This window comes from Streptomyces sp. NPDC058579 (assembly GCF_042718575.1).
Taxonomy (GTDB): Bacteria; Actinomycetota; Actinomycetes; order Streptomycetales; family Streptomycetaceae; genus Streptomyces.
The window spans coordinates 25,610-46,090 of sequence record NZ_JBHXPI010000021.1; the positions used below are offsets into that span (position 1 = coordinate 25,610).

The 20,481-nt window shown below is 71.2% G+C and carries 24 protein-coding genes and 5 tRNA genes; 9 read left to right on the forward strand and 20 right to left on the reverse strand.

From position 1 onward, the window contains the following. Positions 1–17 precede the first annotated feature (17 nt). Positions 18–1,598 (reverse strand): DAK2 domain-containing protein, encoded by a 1,581-nt coding sequence (locus tag ACFWRO_RS22605; RefSeq protein ID WP_384512866.1) that lies wholly within the window; start codon positions 1,596–1,598, stop codon positions 18–20. A 240-nt stretch (positions 1,599–1,838) separates the two neighbouring features. On the opposite strand from ACFWRO_RS22605, the gene rpmB reads away from it, so the two are divergent. Beyond that, a complete protein-coding gene (rpmB, locus tag ACFWRO_RS22610; protein WP_003957616.1) occupies positions 1,839–2,024 on the forward strand; it encodes a 50S ribosomal protein L28 in 186 nt (61 codons plus the stop codon). A 91-nt stretch (positions 2,025–2,115) separates the two neighbouring features. On the opposite strand, the gene thiD is transcribed toward rpmB, so the two are convergent. Then, on the reverse strand, positions 2,116–2,907 hold the full coding sequence (gene thiD / locus ACFWRO_RS22615) for a bifunctional hydroxymethylpyrimidine kinase/phosphomethylpyrimidine kinase (RefSeq protein WP_384512867.1): 792 nt from the start codon (positions 2,905–2,907) through the stop codon (positions 2,116–2,118). Then, the gene (locus tag ACFWRO_RS22620) at positions 2,904–3,866 is read right to left on the reverse strand and encodes a thiamine-phosphate kinase (RefSeq protein WP_384512868.1); all 963 of its coding nucleotides are present in this window, start codon (positions 3,864–3,866) and stop codon (positions 2,904–2,906) included. Before ACFWRO_RS22620 ends, thiD begins: the two co-directional genes overlap by 4 nt. Positions 3,867–4,051: 185 nt before the next feature. Here ACFWRO_RS22620 and ACFWRO_RS22625 point away from each other — a divergent pair, with 185 nt between their 5' ends. Then, positions 4,052–4,285, forward strand: coding sequence for an Lrp/AsnC family transcriptional regulator (locus tag ACFWRO_RS22625; protein WP_028802415.1), 234 nt, complete (start codon positions 4,052–4,054; stop codon positions 4,283–4,285). A gap of 20 nt (positions 4,286–4,305) precedes the next feature. Beyond that, complete coding sequence (locus tag ACFWRO_RS22630) at positions 4,306–4,803, forward strand: DUF3515 domain-containing protein (RefSeq protein ID WP_384512869.1); 498 nt, start codon at positions 4,306–4,308, stop codon at positions 4,801–4,803. A 45-nt stretch (positions 4,804–4,848) separates the two neighbouring features. Here ACFWRO_RS22630 and ACFWRO_RS22635 read toward each other — a convergent pair whose 3' ends face one another. The 3 genes from ACFWRO_RS22635 to ACFWRO_RS22645 form a co-directional block, all read right to left on the reverse strand. Next, a complete protein-coding gene (locus ACFWRO_RS22635) occupies positions 4,849–5,988 on the reverse strand; it encodes a D-alanine--D-alanine ligase family protein (protein ID WP_384512870.1) in 1,140 nt (379 codons plus the stop codon). A gap of 102 nt (positions 5,989–6,090) precedes the next feature. After that, a complete protein-coding gene (locus ACFWRO_RS22640) occupies positions 6,091–7,092 on the reverse strand; it encodes an NAD(P)H-dependent glycerol-3-phosphate dehydrogenase (protein ID WP_384512871.1) in 1,002 nt (333 codons plus the stop codon). Then, positions 7,089–7,841, reverse strand: coding sequence for a lysophospholipid acyltransferase family protein (locus ACFWRO_RS22645; protein WP_384512872.1), 753 nt, complete (start codon positions 7,839–7,841; stop codon positions 7,089–7,091). Before ACFWRO_RS22645 ends, ACFWRO_RS22640 begins: the two co-directional genes overlap by 4 nt. A 162-nt stretch (positions 7,842–8,003) precedes the next feature. Here ACFWRO_RS22645 and cofC point away from each other — a divergent pair, with 162 nt between their 5' ends. Next, positions 8,004–8,666, forward strand: a complete 663-nt coding sequence (gene cofC / locus ACFWRO_RS22650; RefSeq protein WP_384512873.1) for a 2-phospho-L-lactate guanylyltransferase — start codon at positions 8,004–8,006, stop codon at positions 8,664–8,666. A gap of 10 nt (positions 8,667–8,676) precedes the next feature. Next, positions 8,677–8,886, forward strand: a complete 210-nt coding sequence (locus ACFWRO_RS22655; protein ID WP_361959071.1) for a hypothetical protein — start codon at positions 8,677–8,679, stop codon at positions 8,884–8,886. 181 nt (positions 8,887–9,067) lie between these two features. Here ACFWRO_RS22655 and ACFWRO_RS22660 read toward each other — a convergent pair whose 3' ends face one another. The 4 genes from ACFWRO_RS22660 to leuC form a co-directional block, all read right to left on the reverse strand. Next, complete coding sequence (locus tag ACFWRO_RS22660; RefSeq protein ID WP_384512874.1) at positions 9,068–9,730, reverse strand: HU family DNA-binding protein; 663 nt, start codon at positions 9,728–9,730, stop codon at positions 9,068–9,070. 143 nt (positions 9,731–9,873) lie between these two features. Then, the gene (locus ACFWRO_RS22665; RefSeq protein ID WP_260227783.1) at positions 9,874–10,101 is read right to left on the reverse strand and encodes a hypothetical protein; all 228 of its coding nucleotides are present in this window, start codon (positions 10,099–10,101) and stop codon (positions 9,874–9,876) included. Positions 10,102–10,205: 104 nt separating this feature from the next. Next, complete coding sequence (gene leuD / locus ACFWRO_RS22670; protein ID WP_384512875.1) at positions 10,206–10,799, reverse strand: 3-isopropylmalate dehydratase small subunit; 594 nt, start codon at positions 10,797–10,799, stop codon at positions 10,206–10,208. A 6-nt stretch (positions 10,800–10,805) separates the two neighbouring features. Further along, complete coding sequence (gene leuC / locus ACFWRO_RS22675; RefSeq protein WP_384512876.1) at positions 10,806–12,230, reverse strand: 3-isopropylmalate dehydratase large subunit; 1,425 nt, start codon at positions 12,228–12,230, stop codon at positions 10,806–10,808. A gap of 140 nt (positions 12,231–12,370) precedes the next feature. Between leuC and ndgR the strand changes: the two genes are divergently transcribed. Then, positions 12,371–13,087: an IclR family transcriptional regulator NdgR gene (gene ndgR, locus ACFWRO_RS22680; RefSeq protein WP_015036427.1), complete on the forward strand. Its 717-nt coding sequence runs from the start codon at positions 12,371–12,373 to the stop codon at positions 13,085–13,087. Positions 13,088–13,219: 132 nt separating this feature from the next. Here ndgR and ACFWRO_RS22685 read toward each other — a convergent pair. From ACFWRO_RS22685 to ACFWRO_RS22730, 10 genes are all read right to left on the reverse strand, one after another. Then, a tRNA-Glu gene (locus ACFWRO_RS22685) sits at positions 13,220–13,295 on the reverse strand. Positions 13,296–13,338: 43 nt separating this feature from the next. Further along, positions 13,339–13,410: transfer RNA gene (locus ACFWRO_RS22690), tRNA-Gln, on the reverse strand. 16 nt (positions 13,411–13,426) lie between these two features. Further along, positions 13,427–13,499 (reverse strand) — tRNA-Glu (locus tag ACFWRO_RS22695). 61 nt (positions 13,500–13,560) lie between these two features. Beyond that, a tRNA-Glu gene (locus ACFWRO_RS22700) sits at positions 13,561–13,633 on the reverse strand. A gap of 43 nt (positions 13,634–13,676) precedes the next feature. Then, positions 13,677–13,748: transfer RNA gene (locus ACFWRO_RS22705), tRNA-Gln, on the reverse strand. 94 nt (positions 13,749–13,842) lie between these two features. Further along, positions 13,843–14,565, reverse strand: a complete 723-nt coding sequence (locus ACFWRO_RS22710) for an HAD family hydrolase (protein WP_384512877.1) — start codon at positions 14,563–14,565, stop codon at positions 13,843–13,845. Between the two features lie 48 nt (positions 14,566–14,613). Next, positions 14,614–15,855, reverse strand: coding sequence for an ABC transporter permease (locus tag ACFWRO_RS22715; protein ID WP_384512878.1), 1,242 nt, complete (start codon positions 15,853–15,855; stop codon positions 14,614–14,616). Next, positions 15,852–16,577 (reverse strand): ABC transporter ATP-binding protein, encoded by a 726-nt coding sequence (locus ACFWRO_RS22720; protein WP_384512879.1) that lies wholly within the window; start codon positions 16,575–16,577, stop codon positions 15,852–15,854. The genes ACFWRO_RS22715 and ACFWRO_RS22720 overlap by 4 nt, the downstream gene beginning before the upstream one ends. Then, the gene (locus ACFWRO_RS22725; protein ID WP_384512880.1) at positions 16,574–18,073 is read right to left on the reverse strand and encodes a peptidoglycan-binding protein; all 1,500 of its coding nucleotides are present in this window, start codon (positions 18,071–18,073) and stop codon (positions 16,574–16,576) included. The genes ACFWRO_RS22720 and ACFWRO_RS22725 overlap by 4 nt, the downstream gene beginning before the upstream one ends. Positions 18,074–18,106: 33 nt before the next feature. Then, a complete protein-coding gene (locus ACFWRO_RS22730; protein WP_384512881.1) occupies positions 18,107–18,577 on the reverse strand; it encodes a hypothetical protein in 471 nt (156 codons plus the stop codon). A 167-nt stretch (positions 18,578–18,744) separates the two neighbouring features. Between ACFWRO_RS22730 and ACFWRO_RS22735 the strand changes: the two genes are divergently transcribed. Genes ACFWRO_RS22735 through ACFWRO_RS22745 form a run of 3 tightly spaced genes read left to right on the forward strand, consistent with a single transcriptional unit; the run spans position 18,745 to position 20,471 of the window. Next, the gene (locus ACFWRO_RS22735) at positions 18,745–19,146 is read left to right on the forward strand and encodes a hypothetical protein (protein ID WP_384512882.1); all 402 of its coding nucleotides are present in this window, start codon (positions 18,745–18,747) and stop codon (positions 19,144–19,146) included. A 14-nt stretch (positions 19,147–19,160) separates the two neighbouring features. After that, positions 19,161–20,099 (forward strand): hypothetical protein, encoded by a 939-nt coding sequence (locus ACFWRO_RS22740; protein ID WP_384512883.1) that lies wholly within the window; start codon positions 19,161–19,163, stop codon positions 20,097–20,099. Between the two features lie 42 nt (positions 20,100–20,141). Further along, on the forward strand, positions 20,142–20,471 hold the full coding sequence (locus ACFWRO_RS22745) for a helix-turn-helix transcriptional regulator (RefSeq protein ID WP_384512884.1): 330 nt from the start codon (positions 20,142–20,144) through the stop codon (positions 20,469–20,471). Positions 20,472–20,481 lie beyond the last annotated feature (10 nt).

Here is a 20,481-nt window from a genome sequence, read left to right on the forward strand (position 1 = left end):
AGCTGGGGCCGGAGGGCCTACTCCACGCCGATCAGGAGCATCGGCGCGCCCCGGCCCGCGTGGTAGGTCGTTGTGTCTACTGCCAGGTATGTCTCGCGGACGTGGCGTTCCAGGGTGGTGGACAGCGACTCGGGGGTGTCGTCCGAGACGATCAGGGTGACCAGTTCGCCGCCCGCCGAGAGCATTCGGTCCAGGACCGTGCGGGCCGTCGTCGTCGGGTCCTGGCCGATGACCGCGACGTCGCCCTCGATCAGGCCGAGGATGTCCCCGGCCTGGCAGACGCCGGCCGAGGTGAAGGACTGGTGCTCGGCCACGGCGAGTTCGGCGTACCGGGTCGCGCCCGCCGCCGCCGTCATCGCCACCACGTCCTCGTCGAAGCGCCGGTCCGGTTCGTGGACCGCGAGCGCCGCGATGCCCTGGACCGCCGCCCGGGTCGGGATCAGGGCGACCCGGACGCCCTCCGCGCGGGCCTGCTCGGCCGCCGCGCCCGCCGTGTGCCGCAGGTCGGTGTCGTTGGGCAGCAGCACGACCTCGCACGCGTGCGCCCGCCGGATCGCGTCGACGAGCTCCCCGCTGGCCGGCGGCTCCCCCGGCCTGGCGAGCACCGTCGTCGCGCCCGCCTCCGCGCAGAGGCCCGCGAGTCCCTCCCCCGGTACGACCGCCACGACCGCCCGCCGCAGCCGTTCCCGTACCTCCGGGGCAGCCCCGAAGTGCGTGATCCGGATCCGGTGCGGACGGCCCGCCTCCACGCCCGCCTCGACCGCCGCGCCCGCGTCGTCGACGTGGACGTGCACGTTCCACAGCCCGTCGCCGCCGACGACGACCAGGGAGTCGCCGAGGGCGTCGAGCCGGGCCCGAAGCCGCTCCACACCGGCGTCCTCCGCCTCCAGGAGGTAGATCACCTCGAAGGCCGGGCCGCCCTCCGGGGCGCAGTCGTCGGCCTGGAGCACGGGTACGGACACGGCGGACGGCCGCACCTGCGCCTCGCCCGACACGGCTTCCACCAGCGCCCCGAGGACCGCCACCAGACCCCGTCCGCCCGCGTCCACGACCCCGGCGCGCTCCAGGACGGCCAGTTGCCCGGGAGTCGCCTCCAGGGCCGTCCTGGCCCCCTCGTACGCCCCCCTGGCCACCGTCACCAGGCTGCCGCCGTCCTCGCAGGCGCCGGCCGCCGCCGTCGCGACGCTCAGGATCGTTCCTTCGACCGGGTGTGCCACCGCGTCCCGGGCCGCGTGGGCCGCCACCGCGAACGACCGGGCGAGGTGATCCCCGTCACGGCCGTCGGCGAGCACCGACGCCATGCCGCGCAGCAGCTGCGAGAGGATGGTCCCGGAGTTGCCCCTGGCCCCGAGCAGGGCCCCGTGCGCCATGGCGCGCACGGCGTCCACCGCGTCGGGGTCGTCCGCGGCGAAGACCGCCTCGACGGCCTGGGTGGCGGACTCGACCGTCAGGTACAGGTTGGTGCCGGTGTCCCCGTCGGCGATCGGATAGACGTTGATCGCGTCGATCTCCTCCCGCTCCCGGCCGAGCGCCTCCAGCGCCCGTGCGCACCAGGATCGGACCGCTGCGGCGTCGAGGGTCTGCGGGGCTCGGTGCAACGGGTGGTCCTCCTGCTAGGCGGGCGTCCGCGGTGGGCTCACCGCAGGGTAGACCCGGTCGTGACCTGGGACCGGGGCGGGGGCCGGGGCGATCGTGGTAGTTTCGTTCCACGGGAGCAGCCGTTGTATGCTGCTTCGGTTGCCCGGCGAGAGTCGGGCCAATCCCCCGGCAAGCCACTTCAGAACTCTGATTCCGGTGCGCCGGATTTCACTGTAAATCTGAAGTCTTTGGAGTGACCCGTGGCTGCCAACTGCGACGTCTGCGGCAAGGGGCCGGGCTTCGGCAACAACATTTCGCACTCGCACCGCCGTACGTCTCGTCGCTGGAACCCGAACATCCAGCGTGTGCGTGCCGTGGTCGGTCGGACGCCGAAGCGGCTCAACGTCTGCACCTCGTGCATCAAGGCCGGCAAGGTCTCGCGCTAACGCCGACGTTTCGTCGTAGCGCAGCCCCTGCGGTTGCCTTGAAGGGCCGGTTCACCTCGGTGAACCGGCCCTTCGCCGTACCCGGAATCAACTAGCCCCGGAACCGCCACGCGTGGTCCACCGGGCCGATCCCCGCGCCGAGCGCGAACCCGGCCGCGATCGCCCCGGTCACGTACTCCTTCGCCTCCCGTACCGCCTCCGGCACGGTCAGCCCCTTCGCCAGGCCCGAGGCCACCGCCGAGGCGAGCGTGCAGCCCGTACCGTGCGTGTGCCGGTTGTCGTGGCGCGGCGCGCGCAGCCACAGCTCCTCGGTGCCGTCGGTGAGCAGGTCGACAGCCTCGCCCTCCAGGTGGCCGCCCTTGATGAGCGCCCAGCGCGGCCCGTACGACAGGATCGCCGCCGCCGCCTCGCGCAGATCCGCCTCCGAACCGACCCGTACGCCCGTGAGCTGCGCCACTTCGTCCAGGTTGGGCGTGGCCACCGTGGCGACCGGCAGCAGCTTCGTCCGTACGGAGTCCAGGGCCGAGGCAGCGAGCAGCGGATCGCCGTGCTTGGAGACCCCGACCGGGTCCACGACGACCGGCGCGTCCGTCCCTGCCAGCAGCTCCGCCACCGTCTCCACCAGCGCGGCCGACGCCAGCATGCCGGTCTTCACGGCCTGGACGCCGATGTCGTCGACGACCGCGCGGTACTGGGCGCGTACCGCCTCCTCGGGCAGTTCCCAGGCGCCGCGCACCCCCAGCGAGTTCTGCGCGGTGACGGCGGTGATCACGCTCATGCCGTGGACGCCGAGGGCGAGCATCGTCTTCAGGTCGGCCTGGATGCCCGCGCCACCGCCGGAGTCGGATCCGGCGACGGTCAGGACCAGGGGCGGCCGGCTCACTCGTGGCCGCCGAAGTGGTCCCAGCCGCCCTTGGTGTGCCAGGGCGCCCCGTCCACGGTCACCTGCGGCAGCGCGGAGGGGTTGAGGACCTCGCCGATGACCTTCCAGCGGGCCGGGAGCTTCACGTCCGGCGGGAAGGTGGCGACGATGGCGTGGTCCTCTCCCCCGGTGAGCACCCACTGCAGCGGGTCCACGCCGACCGCCTGGCCGATGTCGTTCATCTGGCTCGGGACGTCGATGAGCCCCGAGCGCAGGTCGATCCGGACCTTGCTGGCCTCCGCGATGTGCCCGAGGTCGGCGATGAGCCCGTCGCTGACGTCGCACATGGCGGTGGCGCCGAGCCCGGCGGCCGCCGGGCCCGCGTGGTACGGCGGCTCGGGCCGGCGGTGGGCCTCGACGAAGGCGCGCGGGGAGCGGAAGCCGCGCGAGAGCACCGCGTAGCCGGCGGCGGACCAGCCGAGCCAGCCGGTGTACGCGACGACGTCACCGGGCTGGGCACCGCCCCGGGTCACCGGGTCGTGGTTGCGCAGGTCGCCGAGGGCGGTGATGGCGACCGTGATGGTGTCGCCGCGCACGACGTCCCCGCCGACCACGGCCGCGCCCGCGACCTGGCACTCGTCCCGCAGTCCGTCCATGAGCTCGACGGGCCAGGTGACCGGGAGTTCGGCCGGGACGACCAGGCCGAGGAGGAGCGCGGTGGGGACGGCGCCCATGGCGGCGATGTCGGCGAGGTTCTGCGCGGCGGCCTTGCGGCCGACGTCGTACGCCGTCGACCAGTCACGGCGGAAGTGACGTCCTTCGAGGAGGATGTCCGTACTGGCCACCACGCGCCGGTCCGGCGCGGAGACGACCGCGGCGTCGTCGCCGGGCCCGATCCGCACCGCCGGGGTGGAGGTGAGCCGGGAGGTGAGCTCCCTGATGAGCCCGAACTCCCCAAGCTCTCCTACTGTGCCCTTCACCGCGTCTCACCTCGTGTTGTCGTGCGGTACCGTCGATGAGGAACCGTCTGGAACGTCAACTGCTGTCGTGCCTGCGCCACCTTGCGGGCGCCTCGGGACGCGCAGGTCTCCCCGCCACCCGCGGCGACGCGGTACCGTGGCGTCTCTTTCTCCCACAAGATCCTCGTGGCCGCCCTGGAGGTTCCGTGGTACAGGCGTACATCCTCATCCAGACCGAGGTGGGCAAGGCGTCGACCGTCGCCGAGACCATCTCCAAGATTCCGGGAGTCATCCAGGCGGAAGACGTCACAGGTCCGTACGACGTCATCGTCCGCGCCCAAGCCGACACGGTCGACGAACTGGGCCGCATGGTGGTCGCCAAGGTCCAGCAAGTGGACGGCATCACGCGGACCCTCACCTGCCCGGTCGTGCATCTGTAGCCCCCGTCTACCCTTGGCCGGTGAAGTCATATCCCCGGCCCTTCGGCCTGCCCGTCGCGGCCGCTTCCCTCCTGGTGCTGCTGACCGCCGCGGGCTGTTCCTCCACGGACGCCGAGGCCTCGGTCGCGGTTCCCAGCCCGCCGGCCGGGGAAGCCGCCCTCTGCCAGGCACTGGCGAAGGAGCTTCCCGACACCGTGGCGGGGCTGGATCGGAGCGATCCGGAACCGGACTCCGACCTGACCGCCGGGTGGGGTGATGGGGCGATCGTACTGCGCTGCGGAGTCCCCCGGCCCGAAAAGATGAGCGATCCCCAGTCGCAGGGCCTCTCGGTGGGCGGTGTGCGCTGGATGCTGGAACGGCGGGAGGGCGACGGACCCCGGTTCACCTCGGTGTACCGCGAGACGTACGTCGAGGTGAGCCTGGCCGAGCGGTACGCGCATGACGCGGGTCCGCTCACGGATCTGGCCGCCCCCGTACAGAAGGCCGTGCCGTGCGCGCTCGATCCGGAGTGCGACTAGAGGCTGTCCGGCCATGATCTGCCGGACAGCCCCTGCCGGCTCTCTCTAGCGCAGGCCCGTCGAGCGGGACAGCGCGGCCTGGATCAGCCGGTCGACCAGCTCGGGGTAGCTGACGCCGCTCTCCTGCCACATCCGCGGGTACATCGAGATCGGGGTGAAGCCCGGCATGGTGTTGATCTCGTTGATCACGAACTCGCCCTCCTCGGTGAGGAAGAAGTCCGCGCGGACCAGGCCCTCGCAGGAGACGGCCTCGTACGCGGCGACGGCGAGGCGCTGGACCTCGGCGGTGGCCTCGTCGCCGATCGGCGCGGGGACGATCCCGGAGGCCGAGTCGATGTACTTGGCCTCGAAGTCGTAGAAGTCGTGGTCGGTGACCGGCGGGATCTCGGCCGGCACGCTGGCGCGCGGGCCGTCCTCGAACTCCAGGACCCCGCACTCGATCTCGCGGCCGCGCAGCAGCGACTCCACGAGGATCTTGGGGTCGTGGCGGCGGGCCTCCTCGATGGCCTCGTCCAGGCCCGAGAGGTCGTCGACCTTGGTGATGCCCATGGAGGAGCCGCCACGGGCCGGCTTCACGAAGAGCGGCCAGCCGTGGTCGGCGGCGAACTCGACGATCTTCTTGCGGGCGGCCGCGGGATTCTGCTCCCACTCGCGCGGCCGGATGACCTCGTACGGGCCGACCGGCAGCCCGAAGGAGGTGAACACCCGCTTCATGTACTCCTTGTCCTGCCCGACGGCGGAGGCGAGCACGCCCGCGCCGACGTAGGGGACGCCGGAGAGCTCCAGGAGGCCCTGGAGGGTGCCGTCCTCGCCGTACGGGCCGTGCAGCATCGGGAAGACGACGTCGACCTCGCCCAGCGCCTTGGGCACGGAGCCGGGCTCGGTGTACACGACCTCGCGGTTGGCCGGGTCGACGGAGAGGACGACGCCGCCCGTCTCGGACTCGGTGAGGTCGGCGACGCTCGGCAGCGCGCGGTCGGCGATGGCCATCCGCTCCGGGGCGTCGGCGGTCAGCGCCCAGCGCCCGTCCGTGGTGATGCCGATGGGCAGGACGTCGTACTTGGTCCGGTCGATGGCGCGCAGGACGGCGCCGGCCGTGACGACGGAGATGGCGTGCTCGGAGCTGCGTCCGCCGAAGACGACGGCCACGCGCGGCTTGCGGGGGCTCTGGGTGTTCTCGCTCATAACGCGTTGAGCGTACCTTGCGTGTTCGACGCGCTTAAGAGCCCCGGCCCGCCGCGCGCGTCCGGCGTAGTGCGCGTCTCGGCGGCGGGCCCGCGAGTGGGCTCAGCGGCGCTCGGCCTTGGCGCTGCGCGACATCAGTTCCTTGAGCGCGACGATCGGCGGCTTGCCCTCGTGGACGATCGAGACGACCGTCTCGGTGATCGGCATGTCGACGCCGTGGCGGCGGGCCAGATCGAGCACGGACTCGCAGGACTTGACGCCCTCGGCGGTCTGCTTGGTCGCCGCGATGGTCTCCTCCAGGGTCATGCCCCGGCCCAGGTTGGTGCCGAAGGTGTTGTTCCGGGAGAGCGGCGAGGAGCAGGTGGCGACCAGGTCGCCGAGGCCGGCGAGGCCGGAGAAGGTGAGCGGGTCGGCGCCCATGGCGAGGCCGAGCCGGGTGGTCTCGGCGAGGCCGCGGGTGATGAGCGTGGCCTTGGAGTTGTCGCCGAGGCCCATGCCGTTGGCGATGCCGACGGCGAGCCCGATGACGTTCTTGACCGCGCCGCCGAGTTCGCAGCCGACGACGTCGGTGCTGGTGTACGGGCGGAAGTACGGGGTCATGCAGGCGGTCTGGAGCCGCTTGGCGACCGATTCGTCGGCGCAGGCGACGACGGCGCCCGCGGGCTGCCGGGCGGCGATCTCCTTGGCCAGGTTGGGGCCGGTCAGGACGGCGACGCGCTCGGCGGGCACGTCGGCGACCTCGATGATGACCTCGCTCATCCGCTCGGCGGTGCCGAGTTCGACGCCCTTCATGAGGGAGACGAGGACGGTGTCGGGGGCCAGTTTGGGGGCCCACTCGGCGAGGTTGGCGCGGAGCGTCTGCGAGGGCACGACGAGGACGGTGAAGTCGGCGTCGTGGGCGGCCTCGGCGGGGTCGGTGGTGGCCCGCACGTTCGCGGGGAGTTCGACGCCCGGGAGGTAGTCCGGGTTGGTACGGGTGGTGTTGATCGCCTCGACGAGTTCGGCGCGGCGGCCCCAGAGGGTCACGTCGCAGCCCGCGTCGGCGAGCACCATGCCGAAGGCCGTGCCCCAGGACCCGGTTCCGAATACGGCTGCCTTGGTCACTTCTTGCCCTCCCCGGCGGCCTTGCGCCGCTGTTCCAGCCGGGCCCTGCGGTGGTCGTACGGCTCGTCCGGCGCCTTCTCGCCGCGGACGTCCTCCAGGAGCGCGGTGATCGAGGCCATGATGACCTCGGTCGCCTCGCGCAGCACCTCGGGCGTGGGCTCCTGGCCGTGGAAGCGCGAGAGGTCGACGGGCGGACCGGCCTGCACGATCAGCGTCTTGCGGGGGAACAGGCTGAGCTTGTTCTCCTTGGCGTACGGCGGCATCGCGAGGTTGGCGCCCCACTGGGCGACCGGGATGACCGGGGCCTTGGTGAGGAGCGCGACGCGGGCGGCGCCGGTCTTGCCGGCCATGGGCCACATCTCGGGGTCCCGGGTGAGGGTGCCCTCGGGGTAGAAGGCGACGCACTCGCCACGCTCGATGGCGTCGACGGCGGCCCTGAAGGCGTCCAGGGCGTTGGTCGTCTCGCGGTAGACGGGGATCTGTCCGGTGCCGCGCAGCATGGTGCCGACGAACGAGCCCTTGAAGAGGCCGGCCTTGGCGAGAAAGCGCGGGACGCGTCCGGTGTTGTACTGGTAATGCGCGTAGGACAGCGGGTCCAGATACGAGTTGTGATTCACGGCGGTGATGAATCCGCCGTCGGCCGGAATGTGTTCCGTTCCGCGCCAGTCCCGCTTGAACAGAACCACCAGTGGGGGTTTGGCGATGACCGCCGCCAGGCGGTACCAGAAGCCGATTCTGCGGCGGGACACTCGTGCACCTTCCTCTGGGACTGGCGTGCAGAGGGTCAAGTGTCGCCCCATGCTCCTGGTCTGTCGAGGACACGGTACGCCCCGGCCCGGCGGCGCCGTCCGGCGCCGGGCCTTTCGTTCCGCCGGACGCGGGGGCGTGGTGTCGGGTCACAATGGGCCGCGATGAACATCGATCCGGACGACGGCTGGTCCCTGGTCGTCCCCCTGAAGCCCCTTGCGCGGGCGAAGAGCAGGCTCGCCGCGGCCGCAGGGGCGCTGTTGCGTCCGCGGCTCGCGCTGGCGTTCGCGCAGGACACGGTGGCCGCGGCGCTCGCGTGCGGGCGGGTGCGGGATGTGGTGGTCGTCACGGACGATCTTGCGGCCGCGGCGGCGCTCGCGGCGCTCGGGGCGCGGATCGTGCCCGACTCCCCGGCGGCCGGGCTCAACGCGGCGCTCGCGCACGGGGCCCGGACGGTACGGGACGCCAGGCCGCACGCGCGCGTGGCGGCGCTCAACGCGGATCTGCCCGCACTGCGGCCCGCCGAGCTCGGGCGGGTCCTGGAAGCCGCCGGGGAATTCCCCCGGACATTTCTCGCGGATGCCGCCGAAATAGGTACGACATTCCTCTCGGCGGGGCCGGGGGTCGAATTGGCACCTGCATTCGGGGGTGCTTCGCGCTGCCGCCATTTGTCGTCGGGCGCGGTGGAAATACGACTGGCCGGGGTGGATTCCGTACGCCGGGACGTGGACACCGGCGAGGATCTGGCGGCCGCGCTCGCGCTGGGGGTCGGGCCGCGTACGGCCGCCCACTGGGACGGCGCGGCCGGTGATCGCGCGGCCGGATAGGCTGCGGGCCATGCAGGCGACCGCGTACACGTACGACTCCGAGACCCGCAGCGGCAGTGTGCTGCTCGACGACGGCACCCCGGTGGAGTTCGGGGCCGAGGCCTTCGACGCGGGCGGGCTGCGGCTGCTGCGTCCGGGGCAGCGGGTGCGGATCGAGACGGAGCCGGGCGCCGGGGGCGCGGGACTCCGGATCACGCTGGTCACGCTCCAGACGCTGTGAACCGAGCGAACCGACCGAACTGACCGATACTGAGCAACTTTCTGGGCCCGACTGGGCCAACAGGGTGCGGACGCGGTGCGGATGCGATGCGCACGCGGGTCCGGACGCGCCGCGGGCCGGCCTCCCCGAGGGGAGCCCGGCCCGGCGTGTGAGTGGCCCTTGACCCTTGTGCCGCTTACTTCTACTTCTTGGCGACGGCCTTCTTGGCGGTGGTCTTGCGCGCCGTCGTCTTCTTGGCGGGCGCCTTCTTCGCCGTGGCCTTCTTCGCCGGCGCGGTCTTCTTGGCGACGGTCTTCTTGGCCGCGGCCGTCGTCTTCTTCGCCGGGGAGGCCTTCTTGGCCGCCGCCGTGGTCTTCTTGGCGGCAGCGGTCTTCTTGACCGCGGCCTTCTTGGCGGCGACGGTCTTCTTGACCGCGGCCTTCTTCGCGGGAGCGGCCTTCTTCGCCGCCGCCTTCTTGGCGGTCGTGGCCTTCTTGGCCGCGGCCTTCTTCACGGTCGCGGAAGCGCCGCCCGTGAGGCTGCCCTTGGGCGCCTTCTTGACGGCGACCTCGCCGCCCTTGGGGAGCTTCTTCGAGCCGCTGACCAGGTCCTTGAAGCCCTGACCCGCGCGGAAGCGCGGCACCGAGGTCTTCTTGACCCGGACGCGCTCACCCGTCTGCGGGTTGCGGGCGTACCGGGCGGGGCGGTCGACCTTCTCGAACGAGCCGAAGCCGGTGACCGAGACCCGGTCCCCGCCGACCACGGCACGCACGATGGCGTCCAGAACCGCGTCGACGGCGTCCGCGGCCTGCTGACGGCCGCCGACCTTGTCGGCAATCGCTTCTACGAGCTGCGCCTTGTTCACGTCTTCCCCTTCGGAGACATTGCCAGAACGAAAGTGTTCAAGCTTTTTCGCACGTTAGGCATGTATATACCGCAAATCAAACACGAAACGGGCTAATCACCCTAGTGCCGCAACGCGGAAGTGCCGTTGCGGAGTTCCTGGTGTCAGTCGTCTTCAGGGAATCGGCCCTCGTCGAGGTCCTTCATCAACCGGTCCAGACGCGTTGCCGCGTCCGCGAGATCGTGCTTCGCCGCTGCCGTGACGACCAGCAGCTTCCGGGACAGCGCCATCCTTACGCCCTCCGGGACTTGCAGTTCGCGCACCCTTGTGTGCGCTTCCTTCAATCGGGCGGCGACTGCCTCGTAGAGCTCGAGTTGGCTGTCGCGTTCCATGCACCGATTGTGCCATCTAGGGCGAGTTGTCGCCCGACGGGGTCTCAACAAGCGACTGCGCCCCCCACCGGAGGGTGGGGGGCGCAGTCGTGGAAAAGCGCTGCTCAGACCGTAATTGTACGGGGTTTGAAGGCCGGCCTGGACGCCTCGTAGGCGGCGATGTCGGCTTCGTTCTGAAGGGTGAGGCTGATGTCGTCCAGACCGTTCAGGAGCCGCCAGCGGGCGTTCTCGTCCAGCTCGAAGTCGGCGTCGATCCCGGCGGCGAGCACCTTCCGCTGCTCCAAGTCAACGGTGATTTCGGCCGTCGGGTCGGACTCCGTCAGCTCCCAGAGCGCGTCGACGACCTTCTGGTCGATGACGACGGTCAGCAGACCGTTCTTCAGCGAGTTGCCGCGGAAGATGTCGGCGAACCGGGAGGAGATCACGGTCTTGAAGCCGTAGTTCTGGAGCGCCCAGACGGCGTGCTCGCGCGAGGAGCCCGTACCGAAGTCCGGACCGGCGACCAGGACCGTGGCGCCCTGCCGCTCGGGGCGGTTGAGCACGAACTCGGAGTCCTTGCGCCAGGCCTCGAAGAGCCCGTCCTCGAAGCCGTCGCGGGTGACCTTCTTCAGCCAGTGCGCGGGGATGATCTGGTCGGTGTCGACGTTGCCGCGGCGCAGCGGGACGGCGCGGCCGGTGTGCGTGGTGAAAGCTTCCATGGTTCCTCAGACCCCCGCGGGCGTAGCGACGTCGGACAGATCGGCCGGGGAGGCCAGATGGCCCAGTACGGCGGTGGCGGCGGCGACCTGGGGCGAGACCAGGTGCGTACGGCCGCCCTTGCCCTGCCGGCCCTCGAAGTTGCGGTTGGAGGTGGACGCGGAGCGCTCACCGGGCGCCAGTTGGTCGGGGTTCATGCCCAGACACATCGAGCAGCCCGCGTGCCGCCATTCGGCGCCGGACTCCTTGAAGACCTTGTCCAGGCCCTCCTCGACGGCCTGCAGGGCGACCCGTACCGAGCCGGGAACGACCAGCATCCGCACCCCGTCGGCGACCTTGCGGCCCTCCAGGAGGGCGGCGGCGTTGCGCAGGTCCTCGATGCGGCCGTTGGTGCAGGAGCCTACGAAGACGGTGTCGACCTTGATGTCGCGCAGCGGCTGTCCGGCGGTCAACCCCATGTACTCCAGGGCCTTTTCGGCGGCCAGGCGCTCCGAAGCGTCTTCGTACGAAGTCGGGTCGGGGACGTTCGCCGAAAGCGGCGCGCCCTGGCCGGGGTTGGTGCCCCAGGTGACGAACGGCGCCAGGGAGGCGGCGTCGATGACGACCTCGGCGTCGAAGACCGCGTCCTCGTCGGACTTCAGGGTCTTCCAGTACGCGACGGCGGCGTCCCAGTCCTCGCCCTCGGGGGCGTGGGCGCGGCCCTTCAGATAGGCGAAGGTGGTCTCGTCGGGGGCGATCATGCCCGCGCGGGCGCCGGCCTCGATCGACATGTTGCAGATGGTCATCCGGGACTCCATCGAGAGCGTCTCGATGGCGGAGCCGCGGTACTCCAGGATGTAGCCCTGGCCGCCGCCGGTGCCGATCTTGGCGATGATCGCCAGGATCAGGTCCTTGGCGGTGACGTCCGCCGGCAGCTCGCCGTCGACGGTGATCGCCATGGTCTTGGGGCGGGCCAGCGGCAGCGTCTGGGTGGCCAGGACGTGCTCGACCTGGCTGGTGCCGATGCCGAACGCCAGCGCGCCGAAGGCGCCGTGCGTGGAGGTGTGCGAGTCGCCGCAGACCACGGTGGTGCCGGGCTGGGTCAGGCCCAGCTGCGGTCCCACGACGTGGACGACGCCCTGCTCGACGTCGCCCAGCGGGTGCAGACGGACGCCGAACTCGGCACAGTTCTTGCGCAGGGTCTCCAACTGCGCGCGGGAGACCGGGTCGGCGATCGGCTTGTCGATGTCGATGGTCGGGGTGTTGTGGTCCTCGGTGGCGATGGTGAGGTCGAGGCGCCGCACCGGCCGGCCGTTCTGACGCAGACCGTCGAACGCCTGGGGGCTGGTCACCTCGTGCAGCAGGTGCAGATCGATGAAGAGGAGGTCGGGCTCGCCCTCGGCGCGCCGGACGACATGGTCGTCCCAGACCTTCTCCGCGAGTGTCCTACCCATCGCTTTCCCTCCGGCCGGCGTGATCGCCGGCACAACTAGAGACCCGTTTCGCGAGCCGTTGTGCGGCCGCCCCACCAGAGTGACAAGTTCCCAGGAAAATTGAACTTGCGTTTCACAGAGTGAGACGTGAATATCGTTGCATGGACAACTCTAGCGGCGTGGGTGTTCTCGACAAGGCAGCCCTTGTCCTGAGCGCCCTGGAGTCCGGTCCGGCCACCCTCGCAGGTCTGGTCGCGGCGACGGGACTCGCAAGACCCACGGCACATCGCCTCGCCGTGGCACTGGAACACCACCGGATGGTGGCGCGCGACATGCAGGGCCGGTTCATCCTCGGACCGCGCCTGGCGGAGCTCGCCGCCGCGGCCGGTGAGGACCGCCTGCTCGCCACGGCGGGCCCGGTACTGACGCATCTGCGCGATGTCACCGGCGAGAGCGCGCAGCTCTACCGGCGCCAGGGCGACATGCGCATCTGTGTCGCGGCCGCCGAGCGTCTGTCCGGCCTTCGGGACACCGTCCCGGTCGGCTCGACGCTGACGATGAAGGCCGGCTCCTCTGCGCAGATCCTGATGGCCTGGGAGGAGCCCGAGCGGCTGCACCGCGGCCTTCAGGGCGCCCGCTTCACGGCGACGGCCCTCTCGGGCGTACGGCGCCGCGGCTGGGCCCAGTCGATCGGCGAGCGCGAGCCGGGCGTGGCGTCCGTCTCGGCGCCCGTGCGCGGCCCGTCGAACCGCGTGGTGGCCGCCGTGTCGGTCTCCGGCCCGATCGAGCGCCTGACGCGCCACCCGGGCCGTATGCACGCCCAGGCGGTCATCGACGCGGCCGCCCGCCTCTCCGAGGCGCTCCGCCGCACCGGCTGACGCGCTTCACGTCCTCCCGCCCGTACGTACAACTCCGGCCCACCGCTTCAACGCCGCAGCGGTGGGCCGGAGTTGTGTGCTCGGGCCGGAACAGCGAAGAAGCCCTCCCCCGAAGGGAAGGGCTTCTTCGTTTGGTACCCCCGACCGGATTCGAACCGGCGCTACCGCCTTGAGAGGGCGGCGTGCTAGGCCGCTACACAACGGGGGCCTTGCGGATGAGATCCGCGTACGTTGCAGATAAGCTCTGCGAGCTGGCCTACCAGGACTCGAACCTAGAATGACGGTACCAGAAACCGTAGTGTTGCCAATTACACCATAGGCCATGGTGGTTTAGACCAGTACCCCCGACCGGATTCGAACCGGCGCTACTGCCGTGAGAGGGCAGCGTGCTAGGCCGCTACACAACGGGGGCCCTAGCGATCCTGCATCGGGTTCACCGGGTGCGACCCAGGTGATCCCGCGGGAAGGATCTGTACCCCCGACCGGATTCGAACCGGCGCTACTGCCGTGAGAGGGCAGCGTGCTAGGCCGCTACACAACGGGGGCGTTGCGGATCTGGAATCCGCGTGGTGCAGATAAGCTCTGCGAGCTGGCCTACCAGGACTCGAACCTAGACTAACGGAACCAGAAACCGTCGTGCTGCCAATTACACCATAGGCCACCAAAACGCGACCCCCCGCGAAGGGGATCTTGTTCGGGCTGTGCTCCGGTGGGTTTTTGCCTTTCGGCTTGCTCCCCTCGGCGCAGGAAGAACATTACCTGAAGGTGTCCGGCGCTCCAAAACGGGTTGTCCCGCGCAGCAGTCCGGGCAGTTGGGCGAGGCTGGTGATGCGGGTCAGCTCGGGCCGTCCGCCGGTGCCGGCCCGGTCGAGCCAGATGCCCCGGAGACCGGCACCCTCCGCGCCCAGGGCGTCGATGTCCGGCTGGTCGCCGACGTACGCCACCTCGGCGGGGGCCAGGCCGAGGGCGTCGCAGGCGGCGTGGAAGGCCTCGGCGGCGGGCTTGGCCACCCCGAGCTCCGCCGCGCAGACGACGGCCTCGAAGCGGTCCCGTACGCCGAGCACGCGCAGCTTGCGGTCCTGGTTGTGGATCGAGGAGTTCGACAGGACGGCGTGACGGTAGTCACTCGCGAGCAGGTCGAGCACGGGGAGCGCGTCGGGGAAGAGCTCCCAGGCCGCCTCGTAGTGCGCGAGGTACCGCCCGAACCAGGCGTCGGCCTCGGCGGCGGTCAGCCCGGGCGCCGCCAGGAAGTCCCGGACCCGCTCGCGCCGCTGGTCCTGGAAGTCCACCCCACCGGCCTCGAAGCGCCGCCAGTGGACGACGGTGAGCTCCTGCCAACGACGCAGGGCCTGGCCGACGGAGTCGAATCCGTCCACCAGGCCCTCGGCGGTGAGATGGTCGCGCATACCGGCCAGGTCGGCGCGGGAGTAGTCGAAGAGCGTGTCGTCGATGTCCCAGAGGACCGCGCGGATGGGCATGGTCCGAACGTACTCCGACGCCGGTGCCGGCGCCGCCCGTTCCCCGGATCAGCGGCGCAGCGCCTCCGCGGGCTCGATCCCGGCCGCACGCCAGGCGGGGTAGAGACCCGCGACGACGCCCGTCACCAGACCGATGGCCGGGGCGCCCGCGGCCGTCATCGGATGGATCACCGGGGTCCAGTCGCGGATCACCGCGACCCCCACGACCGTCAGGACGCCCAGGGACGTGCCGACGAGGCCGCCCAGCGCTCCGAGCGCGCCGGACTCCGCGAGGAACTGCACGGTGATGTGGCGTCCGCGCGCGCCCAGCGCCCGGCGCAGACCGATCTCTCCCGTGCGCTCCAGGACGGCGACCAGCGTGGTGTTGGCGATCCCCACCGCGCCGATCACCAGACAGATGGACGCCAGCAGCAGGAACAGCCGGTTCAGGTCGTCACCGACGTCGCCCCGCAGCGCCTTGGGGTCCGGCGGCGGAACGACCTTGAAGTACTCCGGGTGGTCCGGGCGTAGCGCCGTCGCGGCCTCGTCGGCGATCTGCGAGGCGGCTCCCAGCTCGGTCGAGACCAGCATCTGCGCCCCGCCGTCCTCCGGCTGCCCCCACACGCGTTCCGCCGTGGTGCGCGGTACGACGACCGAGAGCAGCAGATCGGCCTTCCGGTCCGTGCCGGCGACGATGCCCGTGACGGTGAACGGCCTTCCGCCGATGAAGATCGCCGGGTGGGTCTCCAGGGTGGTGATGCCGAGCCGGTCGGCGACTGCCTCACCGACGACGGCCACCGGCTCCGCACGCTCCGACGCGTAGGCGTCGTAGATCCTGCCCTCGGCGAGACGGGCGCCCGCCGCCGCGAGCACTCCGGGCGACGCGGCGACGACGTCGACCGCGCCCTGGCCGCCGCCGGAGCCGGCGAGGGCCGAGGAGTGTACGGACTCGTCGGGCGCCAGCCGAACGGGCCAGAACACCCCCGCGTGCTCGACGCCGTTCAATCGCTCGATCCGCGCGTCGGCGTCCGCCGGAAAGGCGGCCCCTGCGAACTCGTCCTGCTGGCGGGCGACGTCCTCGACGGTCACCTCGGTCGCGCTGAGGGCGTTGAACCGCGCGTCGATCTGCGACGAGGTGGTGGCCGTCAGCCCGAGGACCGCCACGAACGATCCCACGCCTAGGACCGTGCCGAGTGCGGTCAGCGCCGATCGCCCGGGACGCTGGATCATTCCGGCGAGGGACTCGGCGAGCACGTCCCGCCAGGCGAAGACGGAGTGCGCGACCGTTCCGCCGCGGCGTACCCGCCTCATCGGACCTCCTCGTGCTCCGCCGTGTCCGACATGCTCAGCCGGCCGTCCCGGATCGTCGCCGTGCGCTTGGCGCGCGCGGCGACCGCCGGGTCGTGGGTGATCACCAGAACCGTCATGCCGTCCGCGTGCAGCTCCTCCAGCAGGGCCAGCACGGCTTCGGCGTTGGCCGTGTCGAGGTTGCCGGTCGGTTCGTCGCAGAGCAGCAGGGAGGGCCGGGTCACCAGCGCCCGGGCGACGGCCACCCGCTGCCGTTCGCCGCCCGACAACCGGGTGGGCAGGGTGTCGACGCGGTGGCCGAGACCGACCTGCTCCAGCGCCTCGCGGGCGCGGGCGGCCCGCTCCCGGCGGGGCGCGCCGTTGTAGACCAGGGCGAGGGTGACGTTCTCCAACGCGCTGCGCTGGGGTAGCAGGTGGAAGGACTGGAAGACGAAGCCGATGCGGCGCCCGCGCAGCGCGGTGCGGTCGGCGTCCCGGAGCGTTCCGGTGTCGATGCCGTCCAGGAGGTACGTCCCGGTGGTGGGAGCGTCCAGGAGCCCGGCGATGTTCAGGAACGTGGACTTGCCCGAGCCCGACGGGCCGACGACGGCGACGAACTCACCGCGCCGGACCGTCAGGTCGCAGGGCCTGAGGGCCGCGACCGGCGGCGGTCCGGGGTACGTCAGTCCTACCTGGCGGAACTCGATGACCGGCTCGGGGGCGGGGCCGGCGACGGTGTCCGTCACGGGGACGTCCTCTCGCGGGACACTCCCGTGATGACCTGGTCGCCCGCGGCGAGCGAGCCGCCCGCCATCGGCGTGACGGCCACGAAGCCGTCTCCGGCCGTGCCCGTCCGTATCTCCACGCGGCGCCGGTCACCGCCCGACCCGAGGACGGTCACGGTGGTCCGTCCGTCCGCGCCGGAGCTGATCGCCGTGATGGGAACGACCAGGGCCTTGCCCTCGGTCGAGGCGGCGATCACGGTGACGCGCACGTCCTGGCCGGTCAGGTCGGCGTTCAGCCGCGTGTCGGGGGTGATCTCGACGAGCCACCCCGTCGCTCCCTGACCCGCCTCCGCAGCACCGTTCTGTGTCCCCTGCCCTTCGCCGCCCGTCGCGCCGGCCTGGACGGGGGCGTCGGAGACGAACGCGACCCGGCCCTTCGCCGAAGCGCCGGTCACCTCGGAGTAGAGCTCGGCCGCGCTCCCGGGCCGGATGAGGCCCTTCTGGTACTCGGGTACGTGCGCCTGGACGACGAGCCGGCCGGCGGACAGCTTCATCGCGGTGCCCGTCGCCTCGCCGCCGATCTTCGCGGACACCACGTCCACACGGGCCGGGAAGCTCTTCAGGAACACCACTTCGGCCGCGGGCAGCATCGGCCCCGCGGCCGCCTCTGCGGCGTCGAGCTTCTTCCGCGCGGTGGCCAGGTCCTCCCGCGCGCGGCGCACGGCCTTCTGCCGGTCCCCGCCGTCGTCGGTCGCTCCCGCGTCGGCGGAGGCGGACGCCTCGGGCTCCGGCTTCGGCTTGGGCTTCGGCGCGGCCGTGACGTCCTCCAGGGCGCGTTCGGCGGCGGTGACCTGGCCGCGGGCGTCCTCGACCGGGTCGCCCTCGCCTTCGCGCGTCGCGGTCACCGGGTCGTAGCCCAGGGACCGGTAGAAGACGCCGAGCGCCGCCTTCGTACCTGCGCCGAAGCGGCCGTCCGCGTCGGAGCCCGTGGCGTGGCCGAGCTTCCGTAGGGCCCGCTGGAGTTGCCGTACGTCGTCGCCGGTGCTGCCCGGCCGCAGATCGCGGTAGACGGGCAGGGCGCCCTCCAGGACGAACACGGGCCGTCCGGAGACCTCCAGGAGGACCTGTCCGGCCCGTACGGTGTCCCCGGGAGCCACCTGGATCTTGGTGATCACCGAGCGGGCCGCTCCCTCACCGGCGGACACCCGCGGGATCACGTCGACGGTCTGGCCCGCCACCACCTCGCCGCGGGTGACGACCGAGGAGTTGAGCACCCGGTGTTCCACGGGCGCGGTCAGCACGTCCGGGGCGGGTGGTGCGGCATCCGCGGCCGCCTGGGCGGGGGACTTCACCAGCAGCGCCGCCCCCAGGCCTCCGGCCGTGGCGAGTACGGCGCCGACGGCGACGGCGAGCACCCACCGGCGGCGGCGGGCGGCGGCGGGCCCTGGTTCGGTCCCGGTCGGCTCCGGTCCGGTCGGTCGCTCCATGACCGAAGTGGTGTTCTCGTCCTGCGCCATCGTCGTCCTTCGTCGTATCACCGGTGTGTGCGGTCAGCCTCCGACGACGCCGCTACCCGTGTCCGGAGCGCACTTCGTGACGACGGACCGGAACTCGGGCGTCGTGAACGCCGCCCGCTCCTCGGGCGTCAGTGCGACCTCGCCCGTGGCCGGATCGGGGTCCGGGTACGCGGGGAAGCCGTTCTGACGCACGCAGGAGCTGAACTGCCGTGCCGCCTTCAGGAAGGCCGCCGGGGGAGGCGAGGCCGCGGCGGTCGGCGTGGCGGCGGCAAGGAGGTTCGCGCACTTCGCCTCGGCGCCCGCCTGGGCGGCTGCGTTCTGGTCCTTGTCGACGCGCGGCACTCCGTCGTCGCGCTTCTCCAGGACGACGCCGTTCTCCTCGAGGCAGTTGTAGTACGCCCGCTCCCCCGTCGGCTCGACGGGGTCGCCTCCGGAGCAGCCGGTCACGAACAGGGAGACGAGTAGCGCCGCCGCCAATCCGAGCGCGGCCGGGCGTACTGACATGAGGACTCCGATGCACGGGGGCCGAGCCTCCAGCCCGGGCGGCAACGGTAAAACCCTCAGGTCAGGGGCGTCTACTGTCCTCGGGGACAGTAGACGCCCCGATCGAGACATGGTCCACTTCCCGGTCGCAAGATCTTTACATTGTGGATTAATCGACAGGGGCAGAAATGAACAAGCGCGTGATGAAGGCCGCGGTCGCGGCGGTCGCCGTGGGCGGCTTCCTGCTGGGTACCGCAGGTACGGCCTCGGCCGCGATCGACAAGGACGGCAGGCTGGAGTCCGGCGAGTTCGGCCTCTACTACAACTCCGGCCTGGGCGGCTGCGTCTTCGACGTGGCGGCGGACAACAACTTCGCCGACGACTACTTCAAGGGCGGCTCCTGCAGCGGCAACGGGCAGACGACGAACGACAACACGGCGTCGTACTGGAACCGCTCCGTCTTCACCCAGTACGTCTTCACCGACTGGTACAAGGAGGGCATCCAGGGCTCGCTCCCGTCCGGCTACTCCGGCGACGCCTCCTCCAACTTCAAGAACAAGATCTCGTCGACCAGCATCATCGCCCGGTAGTGAGCCGCTACCACGTGGCAACTGCCGCCGTCGCCGTCCTCGCCCTGGCGGGCTGCTCCGCCACGGCCTCGGACGGCGCCGGCGGCAGCGCCGAGCCACCGATCGACTCCATGCCCACGATGCTCAGGACCACGGGCGTGAGCTTCCCCCTGGAAGCCTACGAAGCCACCCCCGAGCAGCAGAACACGCTCAGCCGGGCACAGAACGTGCTCGTCGGCCGGTGCATGTCCCGGCTCGGCTTCACCTACCGTCCACCCGCGCAGCCGCCGGTCCCGACGACCGGGGCGAACGCCCGGGTCTTCGGTCTCACGGACCCCGACGAGGCCGCACGGTACGGATATCTGAACCCCGCGGTCGCGAAGGCACAGCAGCAGCAGCCTCTGCCCGCCCTGGCGAAGGCGCCGACCCAGGCGGAGTTGCTGGCCCTCAACGGCAAGGACGATCTCAAGCCGACCGACCTGCCCGCCACCTTGGAGGAGGCGAAGAAGGCCGGCGGAAGCGATATCGCCTTCAACGGGCAGAAGGTGCCCGTGGGCGGCTGCACCCGCGAGTCCTTCCTCGAGCTCTACGCCCGCAAAGCGGGCGAGGTCGACATCCTTTTCGTGTTCAACCTGAAGGGCGGGGCCGAGTCGAAGACCCGTGAGGACTCCCGGGTACGCGCGGCCGACAAGAAGTGGACGCAGTGCATGGCGAAGGCCGGATACACGCTCAACGATCCGATGAACGCGCCCAAGGAACTGGCGCTGGCCGGACCGGAGCTCTCGGGTCCGCGTGCGATCACCGCGGCCAAGGCCGACGTACAGTGCAAGCAGCAGGTCAACCTGATCGGTGTGCACTACGCGGTGACGAAGGCCTATCAGCAGCAGCTGATCGAGCAGCACGCGGAGACGCTTGCGCTCGCCAAGGACCAGGTGGACAGCCGACTGCGGCTGGCAGCCTCGCTGACTCGCTGACCTACTGACCACACGTACGCCCGGTCGCCCCGGGGGAGATCGATGACGACCGCCTGCAGACTGTGCCGTCTTCCGGAGCCGCTGCGCTCCACGATGGAGACCGCCCTGTCGCACCTGCACACCCTCACCGCGCGGGAACACCAGATCCTCGCCCAGCTCGTCGTGTCCCAGGAGTCCGAAGAGGTCTCCCGGGCGCTGGGGATCTCGGTGCGCACGGTGAAGTTCCATGTCGCGAACCTCCGCCGGAAGCTGGGCGGTCTGAGCCGGTTCCAGCTGTGCCTGGCGGGGGTGTTCGACCTGATGGGCCTGTCGGGCAGCACCGAGATCTGCTCGGCGCACGGCATGCGGACCGCGCTTCTGCCCGTGGCCTGAGCCGCGGCGG

Bases quoted from the DNA above. Each gene is read 5' to 3' on its own strand.
- ACFWRO_RS22635 (WP_384512870.1), bottom strand. From the start codon at position 5,988: ATGAGCGAGAACACCCAGAGCCCCCGCAAGCCGCGCGTGGCCGTCGTC.
- ACFWRO_RS22665 (WP_260227783.1), bottom strand. From the start codon at position 10,101: ATGGAACGCGACAGCCAACTCGAGCTCTACGAGGCAGTCGCCGCCCGA.
- leuD (WP_384512875.1), bottom strand. From the start codon at position 10,799: ATGGAAGCTTTCACCACGCACACCGGCCGCGCCGTCCCGCTGCGCCGC.
- ndgR (WP_015036427.1), top strand. From the start codon at position 12,371: ATGGACAACTCTAGCGGCGTGGGTGTTCTCGACAAGGCAGCCCTTGTC.
- ACFWRO_RS22725 (WP_384512880.1), bottom strand. From the start codon at position 18,073: ATGGCGCAGGACGAGAACACCACTTCGGTCATGGAGCGACCGACCGGA.
- ACFWRO_RS22655 (WP_361959071.1), top strand. From the start codon at position 8,677: ATGCAGGCGACCGCGTACACGTACGACTCCGAGACCCGCAGCGGCAGT.
- ACFWRO_RS22710 (WP_384512877.1), bottom strand. From the start codon at position 14,565: ATGCCCATCCGCGCGGTCCTCTGGGACATCGACGACACGCTCTTCGAC.
- ACFWRO_RS22735 (WP_384512882.1), top strand. From the start codon at position 18,745: ATGAACAAGCGCGTGATGAAGGCCGCGGTCGCGGCGGTCGCCGTGGGC.
- ACFWRO_RS22745 (WP_384512884.1), top strand. From the start codon at position 20,142: ATGACGACCGCCTGCAGACTGTGCCGTCTTCCGGAGCCGCTGCGCTCC.
- leuC (WP_384512876.1), bottom strand. From the start codon at position 12,230: ATGGGTAGGACACTCGCGGAGAAGGTCTGGGACGACCATGTCGTCCGG.
- cofC (WP_384512873.1), top strand. From the start codon at position 8,004: ATGAACATCGATCCGGACGACGGCTGGTCCCTGGTCGTCCCCCTGAAG.
- ACFWRO_RS22730 (WP_384512881.1), bottom strand. From the start codon at position 18,577: ATGTCAGTACGCCCGGCCGCGCTCGGATTGGCGGCGGCGCTACTCGTC.
- ACFWRO_RS22715 (WP_384512878.1), bottom strand. From the start codon at position 15,855: ATGAGGCGGGTACGCCGCGGCGGAACGGTCGCGCACTCCGTCTTCGCC.